This is a genomic window from Pseudomonas tensinigenes, assembly GCF_014268445.2.
Lineage (GTDB): Bacteria > Pseudomonadota > Gammaproteobacteria > Pseudomonadales > Pseudomonadaceae > Aquipseudomonas > Aquipseudomonas tensinigenes.
On record NZ_CP077089.1, the window covers coordinates 5,563,631 to 5,584,463 of the forward strand.

The 20,833-nt window shown below is 58.7% G+C and carries 11 protein-coding genes; 2 read left to right on the forward strand and 9 right to left on the reverse strand.

Features of this window, described 5'->3' with window-relative positions; translation table 11 throughout:
* Window positions 1–204 precede the first annotated feature (204 nt).
* Window positions 205–3,330, reverse strand: a complete 3,126-nt coding sequence (locus tag HU718_RS24655; RefSeq protein WP_186615316.1) for a dermonecrotic toxin domain-containing protein — start codon at window positions 3,328–3,330, stop codon at window positions 205–207.
* A 292-nt stretch (window positions 3,331–3,622) separates the two neighbouring features.
* On the opposite strand from HU718_RS24655, the gene HU718_RS24660 reads away from it, so the two are divergent.
* Together HU718_RS24660 and HU718_RS24665 are read left to right on the forward strand one after the other, a co-directional pair.
* Complete coding sequence (locus HU718_RS24660) at window positions 3,623–6,769, forward strand: transglycosylase domain-containing protein (protein WP_186615314.1); 3,147 nt, start codon at window positions 3,623–3,625, stop codon at window positions 6,767–6,769.
* A 193-nt stretch (window positions 6,770–6,962) separates the two neighbouring features.
* The gene (locus HU718_RS24665) at window positions 6,963–12,104 is read left to right on the forward strand and encodes a dermonecrotic toxin domain-containing protein (protein ID WP_186615312.1); all 5,142 of its coding nucleotides are present in this window, start codon (window positions 6,963–6,965) and stop codon (window positions 12,102–12,104) included.
* 40 nt (window positions 12,105–12,144) lie between these two features.
* Here the strand turns inward: HU718_RS24665 and HU718_RS24670 are convergent, their stop codons facing one another.
* The 8 genes from HU718_RS24670 to HU718_RS24705 all read right to left on the reverse strand — a co-directional run bounded on the left by HU718_RS24670 (window position 12,145) and on the right by HU718_RS24705 (window position 20,811).
* A complete protein-coding gene (locus tag HU718_RS24670; protein ID WP_186615309.1) occupies window positions 12,145–13,404 on the reverse strand; it encodes a hypothetical protein in 1,260 nt (419 codons plus the stop codon).
* A gap of 69 nt (window positions 13,405–13,473) precedes the next feature.
* Window positions 13,474–14,715, reverse strand: a complete 1,242-nt coding sequence (locus HU718_RS24675) for a hypothetical protein (RefSeq protein ID WP_186615307.1) — start codon at window positions 14,713–14,715, stop codon at window positions 13,474–13,476.
* 46 nt (window positions 14,716–14,761) lie between these two features.
* Window positions 14,762–15,262, reverse strand: a complete 501-nt coding sequence (locus HU718_RS24680; protein ID WP_095122434.1) for a CS1 type fimbrial major subunit — start codon at window positions 15,260–15,262, stop codon at window positions 14,762–14,764.
* Window positions 15,263–15,296: 34 nt separating this feature from the next.
* Window positions 15,297–16,040 carry a molecular chaperone gene (locus HU718_RS24685; RefSeq protein ID WP_150706977.1) on the reverse strand — a complete coding sequence of 248 codons (744 nt, stop codon included), beginning with the start codon at window positions 16,038–16,040 and terminating at the stop codon, window positions 15,297–15,299.
* Window positions 16,041–16,086: 46 nt separating this feature from the next.
* Window positions 16,087–17,301: a hypothetical protein gene (locus tag HU718_RS24690; protein WP_186615304.1), complete on the reverse strand. Its 1,215-nt coding sequence runs from the start codon at window positions 17,299–17,301 to the stop codon at window positions 16,087–16,089.
* Between the two features lie 4 nt (window positions 17,302–17,305).
* On the reverse strand, window positions 17,306–19,828 hold the full coding sequence (locus HU718_RS24695; RefSeq protein ID WP_186615302.1) for a CS1-pili formation C-terminal domain-containing protein: 2,523 nt from the start codon (window positions 19,826–19,828) through the stop codon (window positions 17,306–17,308).
* A gap of 104 nt (window positions 19,829–19,932) precedes the next feature.
* A complete protein-coding gene (locus tag HU718_RS24700; protein ID WP_095122442.1) occupies window positions 19,933–20,424 on the reverse strand; it encodes a CS1 type fimbrial major subunit in 492 nt (163 codons plus the stop codon).
* A gap of 57 nt (window positions 20,425–20,481) precedes the next feature.
* Window positions 20,482–20,811 (reverse strand): hypothetical protein, encoded by a 330-nt coding sequence (locus tag HU718_RS24705; protein WP_102900345.1) that lies wholly within the window; start codon window positions 20,809–20,811, stop codon window positions 20,482–20,484.
* Window positions 20,812–20,833 lie beyond the last annotated feature (22 nt).

Genomic DNA, 20,833 nt, shown 5'->3' on the forward strand with positions numbered 1-20,833 from the left:
GACGTGCAGTATAAAAACCTTGTTGCAGGTCTTTTCACTCTATAAACCACAAGATTCAGCGGGAGTTGCCACAAATGCACAAGCTGGCCGGGAAGATCAACTGGTAGCTGTAGGAAAACTCGCCACTAAAAACGGCGGCGAGTATTGCACAACCTTGGTGCGTCGTCTTTTCAACGCGCGTTTTTTATCCTCAGGAATCTGGGATCAAGCTGCGTTACTTTGCCGTGTCGGGTTGACCACGGTTTTCACGACCTTGGAACCGGTTCTGATGACCTTGTCCTGAAAAAAAGCCTTGGCCACTCGGGTTGGCTTGTCAAAAAAACCGGGATCTTTAACGGAATATTGGGCGATGGTCGGGGCACCATACTGGGCTTGGTAGTGAAGCACCCATTCACCCGTAGTCCGCTCATATTTCATGTAAGCAAAACCCGTCAGAATCATGTACGCGTTGCCGTTTTCATCATTACGCAAGCCGTAATCCGGAAACTCCATGGCGGCACTCAATCCCCAACCATGTTCGTCGCTGGGCAGATCGTTGTATTGAGCAGCTTCTTTGCCTGCTTCCACGTGTCTTACGCGCAGGACGTTTTCCCCCATCTGATCGACGATAAAAGAGCAGCCGCTGAACCCAGGTGTAAACACATGATCGGGCTCACCCCATCGAGGGTGAACGGGAATGTCGACATATCCTCCCTGAGGCGCCCAATACCCCGATAACGCATTGGTCTGGTGTGGCAGTTCGTCAGGAGTGCTCCACACGCTGATAGCGTTGAATTCGCCTTCAACCACGCCGGAAGTTGTCATCCTTTGCATGGAAAAAATCATCTGCCCTCCTCCTTCGGCATGGGTCATTTGCGGATCTATCTTGCGGATATCCGACCAGAACTGGGACTTGAAAAGATCAGTGCTGATAGAAAGATTATCGAATTGCGGGGCCGCCAGTGCCTGATGAATATTCGTCGGCCTGCTGGTGAAAGGGACAAATTCAAACTGCCCCCAGTCGTAGGAAAGATGGCGAACATCGTTGAGCGTGACCACTTCGATCCGAGGCTCCCACAGACCGTTGGGCAAACGCTCGCGCTGGAACGGCGGGCGCACCCAGACCGGCCTGCCAGAGGTACCTGGCTGCGGTTCGCCAGCGATGTCCGTCTCATGCGGATCACCGGTGATATTGCCGCCGAACAGCGACTGCGGTTGCCATTGATCCGGCGCCACTTGCCGATACCGGCGAGCCGCAAGTTCGTTGAAAGCGGAATCGACAAGGACGACGTCGACAACCTCCGCGTTAAGGGTGAAATCATTCTTGACGCGGTACACCGCCACCTTGCCCCGCTCATCGATATTGCGAATATAGCGGCGCTGTCCGTCAGCACTTTGCAAGATGCCTTTACCTGCCGGGCTGAGGCGGGACACTTCGGACGGCCTGACGGCATAGCGGCGAAACTGCCTGTTACTGAACCCGGCAGGTGTCGGTTCGACTTTTGTCGAAGGAGGTGGCAACGCATGTTGCCATTCGCCAGCCCCGTCTTGCTCAACCAGCGGCTGATAAGCCTGCGGTTTGTGCGGATGAAGAATTCTCGATTGCCCGGTGGCCGGTTCGATGACTGTCTCGAAGACGCCGTCCTCGACCTTCACATAGTGCTTGTTGCCGACCGCAAATTGATTCTGTGGATCAGGTTTCACGTCTGCCAACGAGACGTCGCTTCGATAAGGTGCCAGGTCAGGCTTCCACAAACGCTTCTGTCCAGCAGGCGTTTCAATCGGCGTGAACTCCGAATGAACGCCGGCCAACAACGGAAGAGACGCCACACCAATACCGATATTTTCCAGCACGTCGGTGATGTGTTGCCAACCGGCTTCCTTATCGCCCTTGCTGAGTTCCTCAAGCCCTTCCAGCACTTCGTCCATCAGTTGCACGGCCGACACCCCGAGCATGACCAACCCCAATGGCGGGACGGCAAAAGACAGCACATTGAGTGCGGCCAGGCCGACTTCGAGGAATACCGAGAGCAAGGACTGCTCATCCCGCACGTCGGCATCGGCATTGGACACAGCAGCATCGCGGGCATCGCTGAAAATCCGCTGGTTGAACTCGCGCTGCAATGTTGTCCAGATGTCATAGTGCTGAGCCCATGGATCACCCGATGGGTCCAGCACCCTGAGCTGCAAAAGAAAATCGGGCTGATGTTTTTGCCGACGGGTTTCATGATCCCACAGCCGTGGCTTGCCTGACGCCGTTGGAACCTCTTCGGTAAAGCTGTAGTAGAACGTCGAACGATCCTTGTAACGCATGAACCGGCTGAAGAACTGTTGATAGGCCGTTGGCGCTTTGGGCGAGTCACTTTCAGCGCGACGCACGAACTGTTCGATCAAACGGGCCTTGAGTGCCGTCACTGTTGCGTAGTGCTTGACGGGATGATCGGGATCGTCGGGAATGTAAGCGATGAAACCGTTATTGGCGTAACCGTCAACGGTCGGCAGCAGGTCGTCCAGAATGCTTTCATCGTCCGGGTCGGCGATCTCGAAAATGATACAGCTGTGCACGGGCAACTCATTGAAACTCAAGCTGCGATACCACAGCGTCTTACCGTCTACGTGAACGGGTTCCTTCCCTTCGACACTCGACATCAACGCTTCAAAATGTTCCCGGCGAATATCACCCTTACATAATGCAATGTAACTCGCTGCCTTCAGCGCTGCTTTCTGGTAGTTGACGAACAGTTTATTCAGCTTGTCCCGAGCACTGCTGTCATCCCAGTGCAGTGCAGTATGCAAATGGGCCTGATACTGTTTGCCGATATCAAGCAGCCTGCACAACTCAATAAACTCATGAACACCAAGTCCGACCTCGACAGTCCCCCTTCCAGACGCCGTCATATAGCAATTCGGCTTGAAGAAGAACATTGCCTTTTTTTCAGCCGGACAGTTATGCAGGGCGGCGTCAAGCAGCGAAGCGGGCGTAACTTGCGAGGTGTGAAAATCACTTTTACCGGACAAATCCACCTGCACCCGATTGACGTCCAGATCCAGGCCGGACCTTTCCTTGATGGCCCTTGTCAGCAATGGTGCGGCGAATTCATGAGGTGTTTTCACCGCTGCCATGGCGTTATTCAGCAACGTGTGCGCCGTCACACTTTCTTCTATCAGGCGTTGAGCTTCTTCGCGTTGTTTCGGCGACGCACTCTTTAACCATTGCGGTGCATTGGCATCAAAACCTTTTAACATCTCCAGATTTTCTTTTGACATTTTCAACAGTGGTGAAGGCGTTGCGGCGGCAACAATATCAACATGTTCGGCAATACTAAAAACCTGACCACGAAATTCAAACATGGCGTCATCCCAGACAACTAAAATTGAGCGCCGAGTTAACACCAAAACATTCAACAGCCGAAGTTCTCGAGTACTACCAGACTTTAGCAACTTGAATACATAAAAATAACCGCTGCTAAAAAGTTACACGTGTGTTTTTTTGATGCGAAGTCTCTCGACCCGCCCACATCGCATCGCATGTTCCGTGCCGTACCTCCCGGCCGGCCGCGACCGCACATTTTTTTCACCAGCGCCAACCACCGTCTAAGCTTCAGACAGGTCCGATCAATCTGCGTAAATGGATCAATCGACTATGGGCGCTTTGTGGCAAACCGATTCGAGTAAAGCCGTGGTTCCGACTGAACGTGTGGATGATCAAGCGCCTGTCCCTGAAAAACCCCGCCGCAGCCGGCACGGGTGGAAGGCTTTCTGGTTATTGCTGCTGATTATCGCAATCGTGGTAGGGCTGGCGGCTGCCAAGGAGATGCGTACCTCTCGTTTCCAGTCCCGTGAACTCAGCCAGTATGCGGCGTCCCTGACTTACAAGCTTGAGCCGGGGCCCAGCGAAGCGATCCGTTATCCGGGCAACGGGCCGTTCGATATGCGCCTGGGTTACAGCGCTCTCGATGAGTTTTTGCCGCGTCTGCTCAAGCGCAACTATGTCGTGACCCAACAGACGCGTTTTTCGCCCGCCCTGCTCAGCTACACCGACAAAGGCCTGTTCGTGCCGTATTCGGAGAAGATCCAGGCCGGACTGTCGATCACCGATTGCCGCGCCGCACCGCTGTACAAGTACAACTATCCGCAACAACTGTATTCGAATTTCGCGGCCATCCCGCCGGTGGTGGTCAGCAGCCTGCTGTTCATCGAAAACCGCTTTCTGCTCGACACCAAACAGCCGTTGGCCAACCCGGCCGTGGACTGGCCGCGGTTCGGCATGGCCGCGTGGTCGCAAGTGGCCAAGGTGCTGCGCCTGCCAGGACAGTCGGCCGGCGGCAGTACTCTGGCGACACAGCTGGAGAAATATCGGCATTCACCGGATGGCCTGACCGTGTCCGGTGCCGAGAAGATTCGCCAGATGATTTCCGCCAGCATTCGCGCTTATCAACCTGGCCCGCAAACCCTCGGTGCACGGCAAAACATCATTCGTGACTACCTCAACAGCGTGCCGCTGTCGGCAGTGCCGGGTCACGGTGAAGTGCATGGCATGGCCGAAGGCTTGCGCGTCTGGTACGGCACCGACTTCAGTAAGGCCAACGAACAGCTGAACAGCCCGGCGAGCGACCCGAAAACCATGGCGGAGAAAGGCCTGGCGTTGCGCGAAATGCTCTCGCTGATGATCGCCCAGCGTCGGCCGTCGCATTACCTGACCAAGGGCCGCGAAGAACTCGCCGACCTCACCGACAGCCACTTGCGCCTGCTCAAGCAGAACGGCGTGATCGACACCGCCCTCGCCGATGCCGCCCTGGCCAGCACCGTCAGCTATCGCGACTGGCAGACCCAGCCGACCCTCCAGCCGATCGAAACCAACAAAGGCATCAGTGTTGCCCGCAGTCGTCTGGCAAGCATGCTCAACCGCCCGCTGTACGACCTCGATCGCCTCGATCTTTCGGCCACCAGCACCCTGCAAGGTGACCTGCAAACCCAAGCCACCGCCTACCTGAAAAAACTTGCCGACCCGGCCTACGCTGGCGAAATCGGTCTGCTCGGTGAACGCCTGCTGACACCCACCAGCACCACTCAGGTTCGTTACAGCTTCACCCTGTTCGAACTGACCCCGGACGGCTCGCGCGTGCGGGTGCAGACCGACAGTACCGACCAGCCCTTCGATATCAACGAAGGCAGCAAGCTCGAACTGGGCTCCACGGCAAAGATGCGCGTGCTCACCACTTACCTGCAAATCATCGCCGAACTGCACGACAAGTACGCCGCCATGAGCGTGCCGGAACTGAAAAAAGTCGATGTACCGGATCAGGACCGCCTCAGCCAATGGGTCATCGATTACCTGATCCAGAACAAGGATCACGACCTGTCGAAGATGCTCGGCGCCGCACTGGACCGCAAATACTCGGCCAGCCCCGGCGAGGCGTTTTTTACCGGCGGCGGGCTGCACGTATTCCACAACTTTCGCAAGGAAGACAACGGCCGCCTGCCGACCCTGCGTGATGCCCTGCGTGAGTCGATCAACCTGCCGTTCATTCGCCTGATGCGCGATGTCGTGCGCTATGTCACCTATTCCGGCCCCAACAGCAGCGCCGAACTGCTCAAGGACGACCGCGACCCGCGGCGTCAGGAATACCTGGCGAATTTCGCCGACCGCGAAGGCACCTCATTCCTGCTCAAATTCTGGAAAAAGTACAAAAACAAAGATACCCAGGCGCGTCTCGAAACCTTCCTCGACAGCATGCGTCCGACGCCGATCCGCATGGCCGCCGTACACCGCTACCTGCTGCCCAATGCCAGCCAGGAAGACTTCAACAGTTTCGTGCGCTCGCACCTCAAAGGCGCCAAGCTCACCGAGAAGCTGACCGACGACCGCCTGATCAGGCTCTACGACGCCTATGGCCCGGGTACCTACGACTTGCCGGATCAGGGCTTCATCGCCAAGGTGCACCCGCTCGACCTGTGGCTGATGGGCTATCTGCTAAGCAACCCGGACGCGACGTTCACGCAGATCGTCAAGGCCAGTCACTTCGAACGTCAGGAAGTCTACAGCTGGCTGTTCAAGAGCAAACACAAGGGTGCTCGCGACAGCCGCATCCGCACCATGCTCGAGATCGAGGCATTTCTGGAAATCCATCAGCGCTGGCAGCAAGTCGGCTACCCGTTCGATCATCTGGTGCCTTCGCTGGCCACCGCCATCGGCAGCTCCGGCGACCGTCCGGCCGCACTCGCCGAGCTGATCGGCACCATCCTCAACGACGGCGTGCGCATGCCGACCCTGCGCATCGACAGCCTGCACTTCGCTGCCGACACACCGTACGAAACCCGTCTGGTGAATGACCCGCATGTCGGCAAACGGGTAATGCCATCGGCAGTCGCCAATGCCATGCGCGAAGCACTGTCGCAGGTGGTGGACGCCGGTACGGCGAAACGTGTTTCCGGCAGTTTCAAACTGGCCGATGGCAGTCCGCTGGCCATGGGTGGCAAGACCGGCACCGGCGACAACCGGATCGAAGCCATCGGTTCGGGTGGACGTATCCTCAGTTCGAAGTCGATCAACCGCACCGCGACCTTTGTGTTCTACATCGGCGATCACCATTTCGGCACCCTCACCGCGTTCGTTCCGGGACGCTCGGCGGAGAACTTCAAATTCACCTCGGCCCTGCCGGTGCAGGTGCTCAAGGGCATGGCGCCGATTCTGACGCCTTACCTGCAACCGGGCAGCGACTCGCAATGCCGTCCGGTGGAGGCACCCCGCGTGGCCATGACCGGCCCGTTGCAGCCGTTAGCGAGGTAACAATTCGTGTCAGGCATTTCTGATTCAGCGTGACGTTTTTTCTCGCTCGCGGGTGGTATCCATGTATTTTTCAGATTCGAATTTTCGTCGGGTTAGCGCCCCGTAGCGCCACTTGCCCGCTGATCTTTGAACTTTTGTTTTACCCCCTCGCAGGTAGGCTGATCATTCCTCCAACAATCAAGGATGATTGGCCATGTCTGATTCCTCCGTGCCGGCAGCAACACCGGACAAAGGGCGGCACTACGACTTTATCGCCAGCGCAGTCGATGACAACTTCAAGACCGCCACGGTCGCTCGAGGCGAGGCACTGGCGGCGACGCCACTGAACACCCAAGCCTGGTACGCCAGCGCGCCGACTGCCTATCTGGAAAAGCTCAGAGTCGCCAATATCAAAGCCTGGGGTTCGCAGAACGAGGTCGACCGCTTGCTGGCCAGGATCGACCTGACCACCTTCGCCACCCCACTGCTGCAGGCCAGGCTCAAGGAACGCTACGGCATTGAATTGACCAGCGACACCGACAGCGATAGCGACATCGAGCGAACGTGGCTGCACCTGTACATGCCAAAAAGCAATCCCTGGTATGCGTTCAACCTCTCCGACGGCGTCACCGCCCGGCAGGTATCGCTGCTGCAAGCTGCCCTGCACAACTTCGCCAGCAACGAGCAGGTCGCGGACGGTTCGGACTTCATCAGCAAACCCGACAAACTCGGCAACTTTGATGTGCTGCCGATCAGACAGACGATGAGCATCCGTCAGTTCCAGACGCTGTGCCGGGAACTGGACATCGGCGCACAGTACAAAAAGCACCTCGAAAGCTACCTGCTGCCGGATGAACCGGTCGCGAAGGCGGTGCTTCAACACAAAGTGACGCAAAGCCAGAAAGATGCCCTGGCGGTCGCCGCGCACATTGCGTTGCTCACCCACGACATCGAGTACGACGCCTACAAAACGCTGCTCGCGCTGGCCGAGGGGCAGACCCGGCTGATGCTCAACGGCCGACGGCAGCAATGCTGCGACCTGTCGATGCTTGGTACGCGCCTGACCGGCATCCTGCTGCTGATCCCGGCGGTGCGCGACAGCCGCGGGATCAATCGATTGATTGCCTACCTGCCCAACGACCCCGATCATCCACTCAAGGAATATCCGTCGCCGCAGGCTTTCCAGGCCGAGCTGGCGCGCCAGTTGCGCGAAAACAAAGTCAGCGCCGTGACCAGGCAAAGCTACCAGCAGTACTTCAGCCAGTTTGTCGACCAGCAGCAGCGCGGACACTTTTTTGCCGAACTTGAGCAACGCCTGTTTATCGTCAGGTATCACCAAAAAGAGAATCCAGACGACAGCCGCCCGGCATGGCGCAAGGACGATGTGGCCAAGCCGCAACTGCAGTTGCAGCACGTGCCGCTGGCACCCGACTACTGGCCACACGCCTACCAGAAGAAACTCGACAATATCCTCAACGATGCCCGCGAACTGGCCGTGTCCACCGCCGATGCCGACAGCAAGGCGCGCTGGGCCTGGTGGGACAACTTCAAGAAGATCGTCTCGGACATCTTCAATGCCGCACTGTTGATCGCCACACCGTTCGTGCCGGGGCTGGGCGAATTGATGATGGTTTACACGGCTTACCAGATCACCACCGACGTCATCGAAGGGTTGGTCGACCTCGCGCAGGGGCTCTGGCAGGAGATGGGCGAACACATCATCAGTGTGGTCACCAACGTCATTCAACTGGCGGCATTCGGCGTCGGCAGCCAGATCGGCGCCGCCTTCAAGTTGAAGCTGTCACCGCTGGTCGAAGGCATGAAACCGGTGAAACTGCCCAATGGCAAACCGGCGCTGTGGCACCCGGATCTGGCCCCTTACGAACAAACGAAACTGATGCTGCCGGCCGCTTCGAAACCCGACGGGCATGGCCTGCATCAGATGGGCCGCGAAACCCTGCTGCCATTGGAAGGCAAACTCTACAGCGTCGAAAAAGCCTCGACACAACCGACCTCGAAAACGCACCGGATCAAACACCCGTCACGCCCCAACGCCTACCGGCCGAAGATCGAGCACAACGAGCATGGTGCCTGGCTGCACGAAGCCGAAAGTCCGCACGACTGGGCGGATCAGACCCTAATGCAGCGCCTGGGCCACAACGTCGAACGGTTCACGCCCACTGAGCTTGAGCAGATCCGCATCAGCAGCGGCACCGCCACCGATGCGTTGCGCCAGATGCATGACCACAACAGCCCGCCGCCACCCTTGCTGGCCGACACCATCAAGCGCTTTGGCACGTATGACGACGTCCAGCTATCAAGCACCCACATTCGCGACGGCCAGCCGCTTGCCCCCGACGCCGTCTGGTTTGAACCCATTACCACGGGCTTGCCCGGATGGCCTCGCGAGCGGGCGTTGCGGGTGTATGAGCATGCCGATTTGCGCGGGTATTCACGCCAATACGGCAATCCCGCTGCGACAGCGGCGAACACCCTGAACATCAGCCACGCAGAGCTTAACAACGGCGAGTTGCCCGAACGCCTCGCAGGCTTTCTCGATGATGCCGAGTGCAAGGCCCTGCTCGGTCGTGACGTGGCGTCTGCGCAACGTCCCCAGGCCCTGCGCGATCTTTTGGCCGAGTCGGTGCTGGCCCGTCGGGGCGAGGTGGCCGAGCGCCTGTACCAGGCTGGCGAGCGCTCGAACAAGGCCGATATCCGCGTGGTGCAACAGACATTTCCTCAAATGCCGCTGACGCTGGCGGAAAAACTGCTGACCCAGGCCAGCCCCGCTGAAGTGCAGCGTATCGTCGATGACAACCGCTTGCCGCTGCGGATCAAGGCACAAGCCCGGGAACTGAATTTCGAAGCCTCCACTGCTCGCGCCTATGAGGGTTTTTATCGCGACGACAGCGTGGTGCCCGACACCGAACGGCTGGCACTCAACGCACTCAAGGTGCACACCGATACCTTTGCCGATCTGCGCATTGAAGTGCGCGATGGCGTCCATGATGGTCCGTTGCGTTGCAGCGCGGGGGCGGATGACGCCACCCTTGTGCGGCGGCTCGTCCGTAATGAACACGGCCAGTACGAGGTGCTGGATGGCAACAACCGCGCCCTTCATGAACCCAGTGATTTTTATCAGGCCACGCTCGATGCTCTGCCCGAGGGCAAACGCACGGCACTGGGCGAAAAAGGCGCCGATGCTGGCCGGTTCAAGTCGTGGATCATGGAAACCACCGCAGCGCCGAGCGAGCGCAGAACCTTGTTGGCCGAACCGCCCATTCGCCGGGTAGCGACAGTTGAAACAGAAACGCTGGTGCGCGGCTGGCCGACATTCTTCGGTGAGCTTACGCCAGAGCAGAGGATCAAAAAGCTGTACCCAAAGATGAACGAAAGGCAGGTCGAGACGTTCATCAAGGTGCTCAAGCGCAACGGCGGTCACGAAGAGGCCATCCAGCGACTGGAGAACGATCGCAAGTCACTGAAAGACATCTTGCAGCGGTGGCGTGACAGCTATCGTCAGGACACCGACAGTTATGGAGAAACCATTCCAGGACCACCCGGTGAATACCTGCACAATGGCGGAAGGTATCTCGAGGAGCGCTTGCTCCAGTGTTTCGAACGCCAAAGCGAGATATTCGGTGAACGCCGCAACCACCCGGAACAGGGCTACGCCCTGGACCTGTCCGCCGATTTTTCCGGCCCCGACCTTGAAAAATGGTGGCGGGCGCTGCGCCAGCAACCGGGCATCGACCTGCACCTGGCCCGGATCAGAGCCCTGAACCTCGACAATGCAAACTTTTCCAAAGCCGCCGATGGCTTGCTGAGCAGCTTCCCGCATCTGAATCAACTGAGCGCTCGCCAGTGCGGCCTGACCCAGGTGATACCGGCGATTGGCAGGATGCGTCAGCTTCGGGAGCTGGATCTGGCCGATAACAAAATCAGCCTGACCAGCCCTGCCGATGAGCCGTTCAGTGAGCTGACACAGCTGCAAACATTGAACCTGAACGGCAACCCCTTGCGCCATCCACCCGATATCGGGCGGATGGATCGGTTGAATGAGCTGAGTCTGGCCAACACCGATATCCAGACCTGGCCCCAAGGTCTGTTCAAGGTCGGTGATATGGACACACCGCGTCTGCGCAGTTTCATGCTGGACATGCGCCAGGCGCCGATCGATACCCTGCCGCAGGTCACGCCCGGCTCCGACCAGGCGTTCATCCTCAGCCGGGCGCGATTCGATCCGGGCAGGCTTGCCCCTCTCGACCGGATCCGTTACGGCGACTACCGTGAGTCCACGGGTTTGACCGCGCAGCAAGTACTATCACCCGCAGCCGGCAATGAGCTCTCCTATTGGCGAGATCTGCCCAAAGACCATGGGTTCAGCCCCTCGGCGCAACTCGCAAAGTACCGCGAGGAGTCCTGGCATGACGTGTGGGCAGAGCCCGGCTCCGAAGGCTTTTTTGCTGTCATCGCCTACCAGAAAAACAACGGGTTCTACCAGAACGCAGCGTCACGTCCCTACCTGACCAGGCGGGTCTGGGAAATGATCGATGCAGTCGCCGTTGATTCGCGACTGCGCGCAAAACTGTTCAGCGAAATCACCTCGCCACAAGACATCAACAATGCCGGCGCCCAGCTTTTCAACGCCATGGGCATCGATGTGTTGGTGGCCAAAGCCTACGCCGAGTCGCCATCGGTCGAGGTGCTGGACGACAAACTGGTCCGGTTGGCCCATGGCGCTGCGCGTCTTGACCGAATGAGCGATCTGGCCAACGAGGAAGTCAGCCGCCAGGCACAAAGAACCCGGCTGGACCCGACGCAACCGCCACCGCATGAAATGGACGTGCATATCGCATTCGAGACAGGACTGGCCGAACGTCTGGAATTGCCCTGGCATGCCGAAAGCATTCCATTTCAACCGGCCTCGGGTGTCAGCCAAAAGACCATCGATGCTGCCTACGACGCAATCATCAAACGTGAAGCCGGCGATGGATTGGTCAACGGCATGATCGACTTGTACGGCGATGCCTTCTGGGAGCGTCATTTGCGCAACACCCACCCGGATCGTTACGCGACAAACGACATGCATGCCGCGAACAAGATCAGTCTGCTCGATGAATTGCGCCAGGCGCAGGCGCAATGGGTTGACGAAAGTGATCTGTCGCGCCTGAACCCGCTCGCCCGTCGAATAATGCTTCTGGCAGATCAATTGCAGCTCGCCCACGTTGAGGTCTTCAGCGGCGAAAAAATGAGCCAGGCCCGTTACGACAGACTGGTGAAGGACATCGGTTATGCCCGCAACGATTTATCCCGAGAATTGACCCGCCAGGCGCTGAGCCGGGCCGGACTCTGAATCTCGAACCAGGCCAGCCCCTTTCCGGGGGCTGGTGACCTCAGCCCACCTCCGAATCCCAGATCACCATGACGTTGCCCGAATAGCGGCGCGATGTTCCCTCCTTGATCATTTCATCCACCGCGTCACGGGCCACTTCGAAATGCAGCGTGCCGACCTTGCGATCCAGATAGAACCCGGGCTGAAACAACTCGGTGCCACTGCCATCGCGCAGCAACCGGCGGCGATTGACCGGCTGCCCCGCGCCATCGGTCAACCCGTTGGGCAGGCTGACGCTGATTTCCAGCGGTGCCTCATGACCGGCATTCGCTTCCCATAACGCGCAGTTGTTGCCCATGACGTACTGGCATTCGATGCTCATCTTGAAGCGGCTCGATGCCGAGATATTGAAGGTCTGATCGCGCAGCAGCCGGGTCGGCTTGCGCCCCTGATTCAACCAGGATTGCCAGCCCCCGAGCGGTTCCAGCACCACGCGGTTGGCGCCAGGGGGAATATCGACCTTCAGGGTGTGCGTGACCTTCAGATTGAAATTGAGGGTCAGCATCGAGTCGGACGGGATCATCACATCGCCCATGTCGAAATCCAGGTTCGGGCCGACGGTGTAGGTGATGGAACCGGTGTAGTCGCCCGACTCCATCTTCAGCGGATCCGGTGTGCGCAGTTCGTAGGCATAACCGAAATACAGGTAGCGCATGGCCTGCGGAATGTCGAATAGCGCCTTTTTCGCACAGGTCCCGGCCCCTTCCGGTACTCTCCAGAAACTGTTGTAGCCCGAGGGGCCGGCGCTGTTCCATCCGACGCCCTGGCAGGGCGGCGGAGCATACGTCCAGCCACCGCCTTCCCACAGCTCGTCCCACCAGCCGCCTCCGGTCAATTCGTTCACCGGTCGCGGCAACGCCAGTTCGTGACCGATCCCGGCAATCCTGATCTGCAATTTGTGCGTATCGCCTGACGAATGGGTGACTTGCACATCCCGCCAATCCGACGGAATCCGCGCCATGCCGCCCTGACGCGGATCGGTATGGTTGGCCAGAATCGGCGCATTGGCCGCGAACGGAATGCGCGCGATCAGACTGAACAGACTGATCGGTTCACAAGCCTGCGGGATCTGGCGACAGAACCCCTCGGACGGCGTCTGGTTCTTGAACTGATTTCGTTGCGGGTTGGCAAAGTCCGGTTCGAAAGTGGCGTCAATGTCATGCACTTCAGCCGATGCCGCACCGGCCACCAGCGTCAGCACCAGACTGCTCCACGCGCTGCGCTTTGTCAGGCGAAGACACCTTGTGAACACATTACCCATGGTCGTTCTCCATAATGACCTCGGAACATCCGAAGCTTCCCTGTCAACACGGCACAATCGCCAATTCACCTAACTCACTTCCGAATCCCAGATCACCGTGACATTGCCCGAATAGCTGCGGGCATACCCGTCCTTGAGCATTTCATCCACCGCATCACGGGCCACCTCGAAATGCAGCGTGCCAACCTTGCGATCGAGATAGAAACCCGGCTGAAACAACTCGGTACCACTGCCATCGCGCCACAACCGACGGCGCTTGACCGGCTGCCCGGCGCTGTCAGTCAGGCCGTTGGGCAACGTGACGCTGACTTCCAGCGGGACACCATGGCCAGCGGTCGATTCCCATAGCGCGCAGTTGTTGCCCATGACGTACTCGCATTCAATGTTCATCCTGAAACGGCTCGACGCCGAGATATTGAACGTCTGATCGCGCATCAGCCGGGTCGGCTTGCGCCCCTGGTTCAGCCAGGATTGCCAGCCCCCGAGCGGCTCCAGCACCACGCGGTTGCCGCCGGGAGGAATATCGACCTTCATGGTGTGCGTGACCTTCAGATTGAAGTTGAGGGTCAGAATCGAGTCGGACGGGATCATCACATCGCCCATGTCGAAATCCATGTTCGGGCCGACGGTGTAGGTGATGGAACCGGTGTAGTCGCCTGCATCCATCTTCAGCGGATCCGGTGTGCGCAGTTCGTAGGCGTAGACGAAATACAGGTAGCGCATGGACAGCGGAATATCGAACTTTGCCTGCTTGCTACAGGCCCCCGCGCCCGTTGGCACTTTCCAGAAACTGTTGTAACCCACTTCTCCCGCGGAAAAAGTGCCGACACCCTGGCACGGCGCCGGGGCGTGCATCCACCCACCGCCCTCCCACAGGTCGTCCCACCCGCCACCGCCGGTCAACTCGGCCACCCGGTCCGGCAATTGCGTTTCATGACCGACACCGGCAATCCTCAACTGCACGACCTGCGTATCACCGGAAGAGTGAGTGACGGTGATGTTCTGCCAATTGGAGGGGACTTTGGCCATGCCGCCTAGGCGAGGATCACTGTGATTGGCCTGAATGGGCGCGCTGGCCTCAAAGGAAATTCGTGCAATCAGGCTGAACAGTCCGAAAGGTTCACAAGCCCAGGGCGCTTGCCGGCAAAAACCCTCGGACTGTGTCTGATTCTTGAACTGATTCTTTTGCGGATTGGCAAAGTCAGGCTCGAAGGTCGCGTCAATGTTGTGCACTTCGGCCGCTGCCGCGACGCTGAACAACGTCAGCAAACCAATCCATGGCCGGATGCCCGGGGCGCTAAAAAAACTCAAGGGCGTTCTCCAAAAATATACCGATACCAGCGCTACACGCGCCGACTCACTCGCCCGGCGCTCGGGCGCTGAACAGCAGCAGCACGTTGCCGGCGTAATCTCCGGCGCGGTAGCCGCCCTCCGGTCTGATCGGGTCGATTTGCAACAACACCCGACTGCCCGCGGCGGCTTCGGCCTGCGACACCACCTGACGCGGCGCCATCTCAGCGCTCAACTCCACCTCGTTGAAGGTCACGCGCAGTCTGATATCGTCCGCCGGCCGACCGTTCGAAAGGTAGGGCGCGGACTCCAGGCGCGCCTCAATCGCACCGGTGTCGTGGCGCACGTCAAAGTATTTGCGCACACTGCTCAGGCTTGAGGTCGGGTGGTTCCAGTGCAGCTGCTGCGGCCGGTGAATCCAGTCCGGCTCCGCCGGAATGATGTAGAACGCTCGACTGGGGACGTTCAGTGTCACTTCGAAGGTGTGTTCTTCCCGAGCCGCCCAGGCCGCGTCGCTGGTCAAAGCCGCCGCGGCAATCAGCGCGACGACGGTGCATTGCTTGATCATGTTGGTTACCCGTAGCGTTCAATGAAAAGCAGACCTAGCGGCTGCTGACCGTCAGGTTCTTCTTCTCGCTGCCCTCGATCAGAAAGAAGCGGTACGCACGGCCCTTCTCCTTATCGAAAGCGAAGGTTTTGCCCGCCAGCACATGGTGTTTGGTGGTCGCGCCGCAGTCGGTTTCGTTACTCAGCGAACAGCTTTTGAACTCGTCGACGATCACCACGGTATTGCCGTCATTGCGCAGTTCGTAGCGACTGGCGGTTTCATTGATTGCCGTGGCGAAGCGTGCTTCCTTGGGGCGGACAAAGAACACCGTGCCAAACCCGGTCATCACGTTGACCCCGGCCGTCAGTGCCTTTTTGTAGTCTTCACGCTCTTCCTGGCTGACTGCGAACTCGTCTTCTTTTTCCGGCACCACCGGCACGAACCGCACACGGAAGTAACGCTCGCGATCGCGTGCGCCCATGTACAGCAAACGGGTGCCCTGCATTCCCTGAGCCGGCACGATCAGCCGCGCCGGACTGGCCATCAAGCCGTTGCGCGAGGCGCCGTCGGCAGCGTTCTGAACCGGGATTTCCGTCGGTATGCCGTCGGCACCGTAGACAATTTCCAGCACGTTGACCTTGACGAACGCAGTGGCGTCACCGCTGTTGAACACCCGTTTCAGGTAGGTACTTTTGTCGGCATCCAGATAGTCGTACACCGTACCGACATTGATCTGCGGCCCGGCCTGCGCCGTCAGGCAAAACACGCTGAGCACGCCCAGCAAAAAACCACGGTTCATCGTCTTCAACTCCATGAAAAAAGGAAAAAGGCCCCGGCCGGCACGTTCACACGTCCGAGTCCCAGATAACGGTGATATTGCCGCTGAGCGTGTCGGTGAAACCCGGCCGCAAAAGAAAGTCGATGGCATCCCTGGGCATCTCGAAACGCAATGAGCCGGCCTTGCGGTCCACATAAAAACCCGGTTGAAAAGGACCGACCCACGTGTTGTAAAGCAGTTTGAGCTGACTCACCGTGCGCCCCATGGGCCCATCGATGCCGGCGGGCAGCGTGAGATAGGTTTCCACCTCGGTGACATTGCCTCTGGGGCTGCGCAATTTGCAGCGCGTACCGCCCGTGGAGTCGCACAGGATCATGACCTTGAAGCGCGACGAGGCGGAGATGTAGAACAGTTGATCGCGAAAGATGCGTGTCGGCGGGCGGCCATTGTCGACCCAGCGCATCCAGCCGCCCTCGGGTTCGAGTAGCACTTTGTTGCCGCCCGGCGGCAGATCGACCTTGAGGGTGTGCTGCACGTCGAGCACGAAATCCAGATTCAGGCTGCCATCGTCCGGCGCCATCAACGGCCCCAGATCGAAATCGCCGCCGTTGCCGATGGAATACGCCAGCGAACCGGTGTAAAGACCCGATGACATGCCTAACGGATTGGGCGTGCGCAACTCGTAGGCGAAATCCAGATTGTTGAAGTACATCGATGGAATGGTGAACGCGGCAATCTTGGTGCAGGCCGTTTCCACCGGCGTTTTCCAGAAAAACCGGTAGTAATTGGGCGTAAAGAAACCGACACCGCTATAGATACAGGGGGCAGGAGCATAGACCCAGCTGCTGCCGGTCCAGAGTTTCTGATGGCCTTCAAGCGGGTCGCTCACGCCCACCAGATTGGCCGCGGTGTCGCTCAACACAAATGTCGAACCGATGCCGATGATGCGGATTTCGACGGTTTCGCTTTCCTGCGTCTCGGCATTGGTCACCGTCAGTTGCCGCCAATTGGCCGGTGCCTTGACCGTCACAGCGTCACCGGGCTGGAGAGTGCGGGTGGACTCGAAACGAATCGGAAATTGAATACTGAACATGCGGTTATCGGCGCACTCGCTCGGGGCAGCCTCGCAATACCCGCTGTTCGGCGTTTGGTTGATGAACACGTTTTTGCTCGGCTGCGACGGATCAGGCTGAAACAACGCGCGGATCTCCTGGCTCGCCGCCTCGGCGGCCGGCATCGCCAATGCCAGCCAGAGGCCCAGGCCATACGTGGACTTGTTCATCGATTCAACCCGCCTTCTGTGCGGTGGCACTGACGTCAGCCACGGTGTCCGGCGTACAGCGCAGATCGCCGATCATCAGTACATTGTTTTCACTGCGGTACTGGTTGGCATCAAGGCGGAACTGACACAGCAACCGATTATCGCGACGGATTTCGAGGGTCGGCGAACCGGCGTTCATTTCCATTGAAAAGAACCCGTCGACCTCGGTCACGCCACGGCTGGCGTGGTTGATCACGTGATGGCCCTTGAGCGGCTGCCCTGCTTCATCGATCAGTCGACCGAGCACTGTCAGGGTTTTCATCACACGGATCTTGCGATACTCCACCCCGCCTTTGTTCAGGTGATAGCGAGTGCGCGCCGGCTCGATCGTCGCCGCCGGTACGTGATTGCCTTCGAAATCGAAGCTCACCGAGCTGTTCTGATACGCGGTGATCGGGATGAAATTGCGCCCCGGTTTCAACGCCGCGCTGCCGCCGCTGTAATCGTCGGCACGCAAGGCGATATCGTCGATGTCCGACTCCACATCGACGATCATTCCGGCGCCGCGCATTTCGTACTGACTGGTCATCAACATCTGCTGACCGCCGACCACCAGCGTGCTGTCGAGGTTCAGGCCACCGGTGAAATTGCCGTTGTAGGACGAGCGCTGGATAAAGCCATCGCCATTGACCGAATCGGTGCGGAAATTCGCCAGGCTGGACATGCCGACACCGTAGGTATCGGTCAACGCCGTGACCGAGACGTTTTGCAGCACATGATCCTTGAAGTCCTTGCGCCAGCCGATCGATCCGTTGTTGTCGCGGCTGCCGTCGCGAGCGGTGCGCGAACCGATGCTGCCGGTAATCTGCTGGCCGGGAGCGCCGAGCGCCAGATTGACGCTCAGGTCGACCCCGCGGTTGCGCGCATCGCCACTGCTGTAGCTGCCCGGCCGATCGAACAGTGACAAGCGCCAGCTGGCATCGCTGCCAAACAGTTGGGTGCGTTGGGTCCACCCCAGATCCATGCCCAGGCCTTCGACATTGCCTTCGCTGTGCGACACCCGGGCGTTGAGGGTGTTCTTGCTGTTGATGCGATGGTTGAGCGCCAGCGACGAGTTGCTGGTCTGGCCGATGAACACATTGCGCGGGCGAACCCGGGTGCCGTCGGGCAAGGTGTCATAGGTGTTGGTGGTATCGAGCCAGCTGCGGTTGTGGCTGATCACCACACTGCCGGATCCGTAGTTGTAGAGGCTTTGCAGATCCAGACCGGTGCCGTAATCCTCGGTCTTGTAGACGTTGGCGTAGAGACTCATGTGATTGGCCAGCGTCCAGTCGATGGACGTACCGTATTGCAGTTTTTCGCGGATCTGGCGCGCCGACAACCCGAGAATCACCCGCGGGTGCAACAAGTAATTGAGCGCCGCCCCGGCGGTGGGGCTACCACTGGACTGCGTGTCCCAGTTGCTCAGCAGTTTGCTTTCCTCGCCGGCAAACACGTTGTAGCGCCAGCGCTCGTCGAGGTTGCGCCAGTTACTGGGCTTGTACACCAGCTCCTGAGTGGTCGAGGTGATCTGGCCGTCTTCGATCAGGCGCACCTCCACTTCATAAATACCGCCGGGCAAAGGCCGGGTGTCGAGGGTCTGCAAACCGGCAGGCACCGACTGGGTGTTGATCAACAGACCGTCACGCCAGATCTCCACCGAACCCTGACGGTTGGCAGTGACATAAATCGGATAAACGCTGGGCATCGGGCTGTTGATCGCCAGGCTGTCGGAGCTGCCGTACATGACCCCGACCGCCGTATCCGGGCTGGTGCCGAACGTGCGCGGCTGACGGGTCAGCCCCTCGGAATTGGGAGTGAAATAGCCCAGGCGAAAAAAACTGCCTTGCAGTTCGCGCTGGGTGTGCAGTTCGTGTACAGCGTGATAAAGCTTGTCGTCCGGCCCGCCAAGACGTGCCAGTTGCAGGTTCAGCGTCTGGCTCCAGTTACCCAGGCTGCCGCTGGCCTCAAGACCAAAGCGTCCGCCCAGATCCTGATCCTGGCCGCCGTTGAGGTTCAGTTGATTGCGCACCATCAAGCCATGGCTGCCACCTTCGGGCTGCTCGTAATAACGCTTGGCTTCAAGGTCGCGCTCAGCGTTTGCGGTGAGAATCGAAACCAGAGAACTTTCCAGGTTGTAATGCACGGCCAGCACCTGATCCGGACAGGAACCGGTGCAGTTGCCCAGTGGCACGCCGGGCTTGAGATAAGCCGCCCATTTCTCGCGATCAGCGGGGCCGTAGCGGTTTTCACTGGTGTCGGTGAATTCGAGCAGGGTGATGCGATCATCGCGGGACAACACCACCATGGCCTCGCCCAGGGGCTGATGATCGAGTTCGACCCGAACCGCCAGAGGCACATCAAAGAAGTGCTCCTCGAAATCTGCCGGCAGGCCTTTGGCCTGGGCCAACAGACTGCGCGGCGTAGTACCGGCAGAGTTGGAAGCCACGGCAGCGCTGGCACAAAACAACAGCGCAAGCGCAGCCGCGATGGGTGTCATCGGGAACATGAACTCTCACTCTGATTAGAACGGTGGAAGTCCGCCGGGACAGACTGTGCTGCCCCCGCGGTGAACGCTGACAGAACGTCAGCGTTTGTTGCCGGATCAATCGATCAAGGCGTACCGACCGGTGGAACGGCGTCGAAGGTCAGCGCTACAACACCGGTGTAATCACCCGGCTGAAAGTTGGAACCGATGGCGCTGATCTTCAGTGGCGCGCGGAAGTTAACGTCGGACTCAGACTCGCCTACGACTTCCTGAGGGGTGGTGGTGAGGGCTTTGTTGTTGATCGCGACCTGGAGATCAATGCTGTTGGCACCCGAGATCAGTTTTGGCGCACTGTCCACGCTGGCATGGACCGAACCGTTGTTGTTGCGCACATCGAAGAAACCGTTGACTTCGCCCATCCTGCCGGTGCCCGGCTGGTAGCTCATGTCCTGATCCTTGTTAACCAGATCGGGATCAGTCGGCACCACGTAGAAGCCGTTGGTCGGCACGTGAGCGACGATGCTGATCGAGTGAGCGGCTTCACCCGCGGCGAACGCTCCCGAAGAGCCCAGCGCCAGAAGTGCCAAAGGAGCAGCGATTGCGATTTTCTTGAACATCGTTCAGTACCTTGTTTTCTTTATTGAGAAGGAGTGCATTGAAAGTTCAAGAAGCGGTCAGGGGAGTTGAGCCAAATCAACTTGCACTTTCAATGCCGGGGCATCATCGACTGTTGCCTCTGGAAAGTAAGCAAGTAACTTCCTATAAGCGCGTAGTTCAACAACCCTATGACCCGCAAGAAAAAAGAACAAAAAATCGATATTCAAAACAGTGACTGTAAGTTCCGCCCTACATACAGATAAAGTTAAAAAACCATACAGCACTTGCGCCCTTGCACGGCAAGGGATCAGTTGAAACTTTAGAATACTTGCTCGAATAAATAGAGTGATGACTTTAACTTCAAAGTTATTCTTCGCCAGACATTCGCCGAAAAAGACCTGTTGCATTCGCGCAAGACAGCGCCGCTCG

Coding starts and splice junctions, on each gene's coding strand:
- HU718_RS24670 (WP_186615309.1), bottom strand. CDS start 13,404: ATGGGTAATGTGTTCACAAGGTGTCTTCGCCTGACAAAGCGCAGCGCG.
- HU718_RS24705 (WP_102900345.1), bottom strand. CDS start 20,811: ATGCAACAGGTCTTTTTCGGCGAATGTCTGGCGAAGAATAACTTTGAA.
- HU718_RS24690 (WP_186615304.1), bottom strand. CDS start 17,301: ATGAACAAGTCCACGTATGGCCTGGGCCTCTGGCTGGCATTGGCGATG.
- HU718_RS24655 (WP_186615316.1), bottom strand. CDS start 3,330: ATGTTTGAATTTCGTGGTCAGGTTTTTAGTATTGCCGAACATGTTGAT.
- HU718_RS24680 (WP_095122434.1), bottom strand. CDS start 15,262: ATGATCAAGCAATGCACCGTCGTCGCGCTGATTGCCGCGGCGGCTTTG.
- HU718_RS24700 (WP_095122442.1), bottom strand. CDS start 20,424: ATGTTCAAGAAAATCGCAATCGCTGCTCCTTTGGCACTTCTGGCGCTG.
- HU718_RS24695 (WP_186615302.1), bottom strand. CDS start 19,828: ATGTTCCCGATGACACCCATCGCGGCTGCGCTTGCGCTGTTGTTTTGT.
- HU718_RS24665 (WP_186615312.1), top strand. CDS start 6,963: ATGTCTGATTCCTCCGTGCCGGCAGCAACACCGGACAAAGGGCGGCAC.
- HU718_RS24685 (WP_150706977.1), bottom strand. CDS start 16,040: ATGAACCGTGGTTTTTTGCTGGGCGTGCTCAGCGTGTTTTGCCTGACG.
- HU718_RS24660 (WP_186615314.1), top strand. CDS start 3,623: ATGGGCGCTTTGTGGCAAACCGATTCGAGTAAAGCCGTGGTTCCGACT.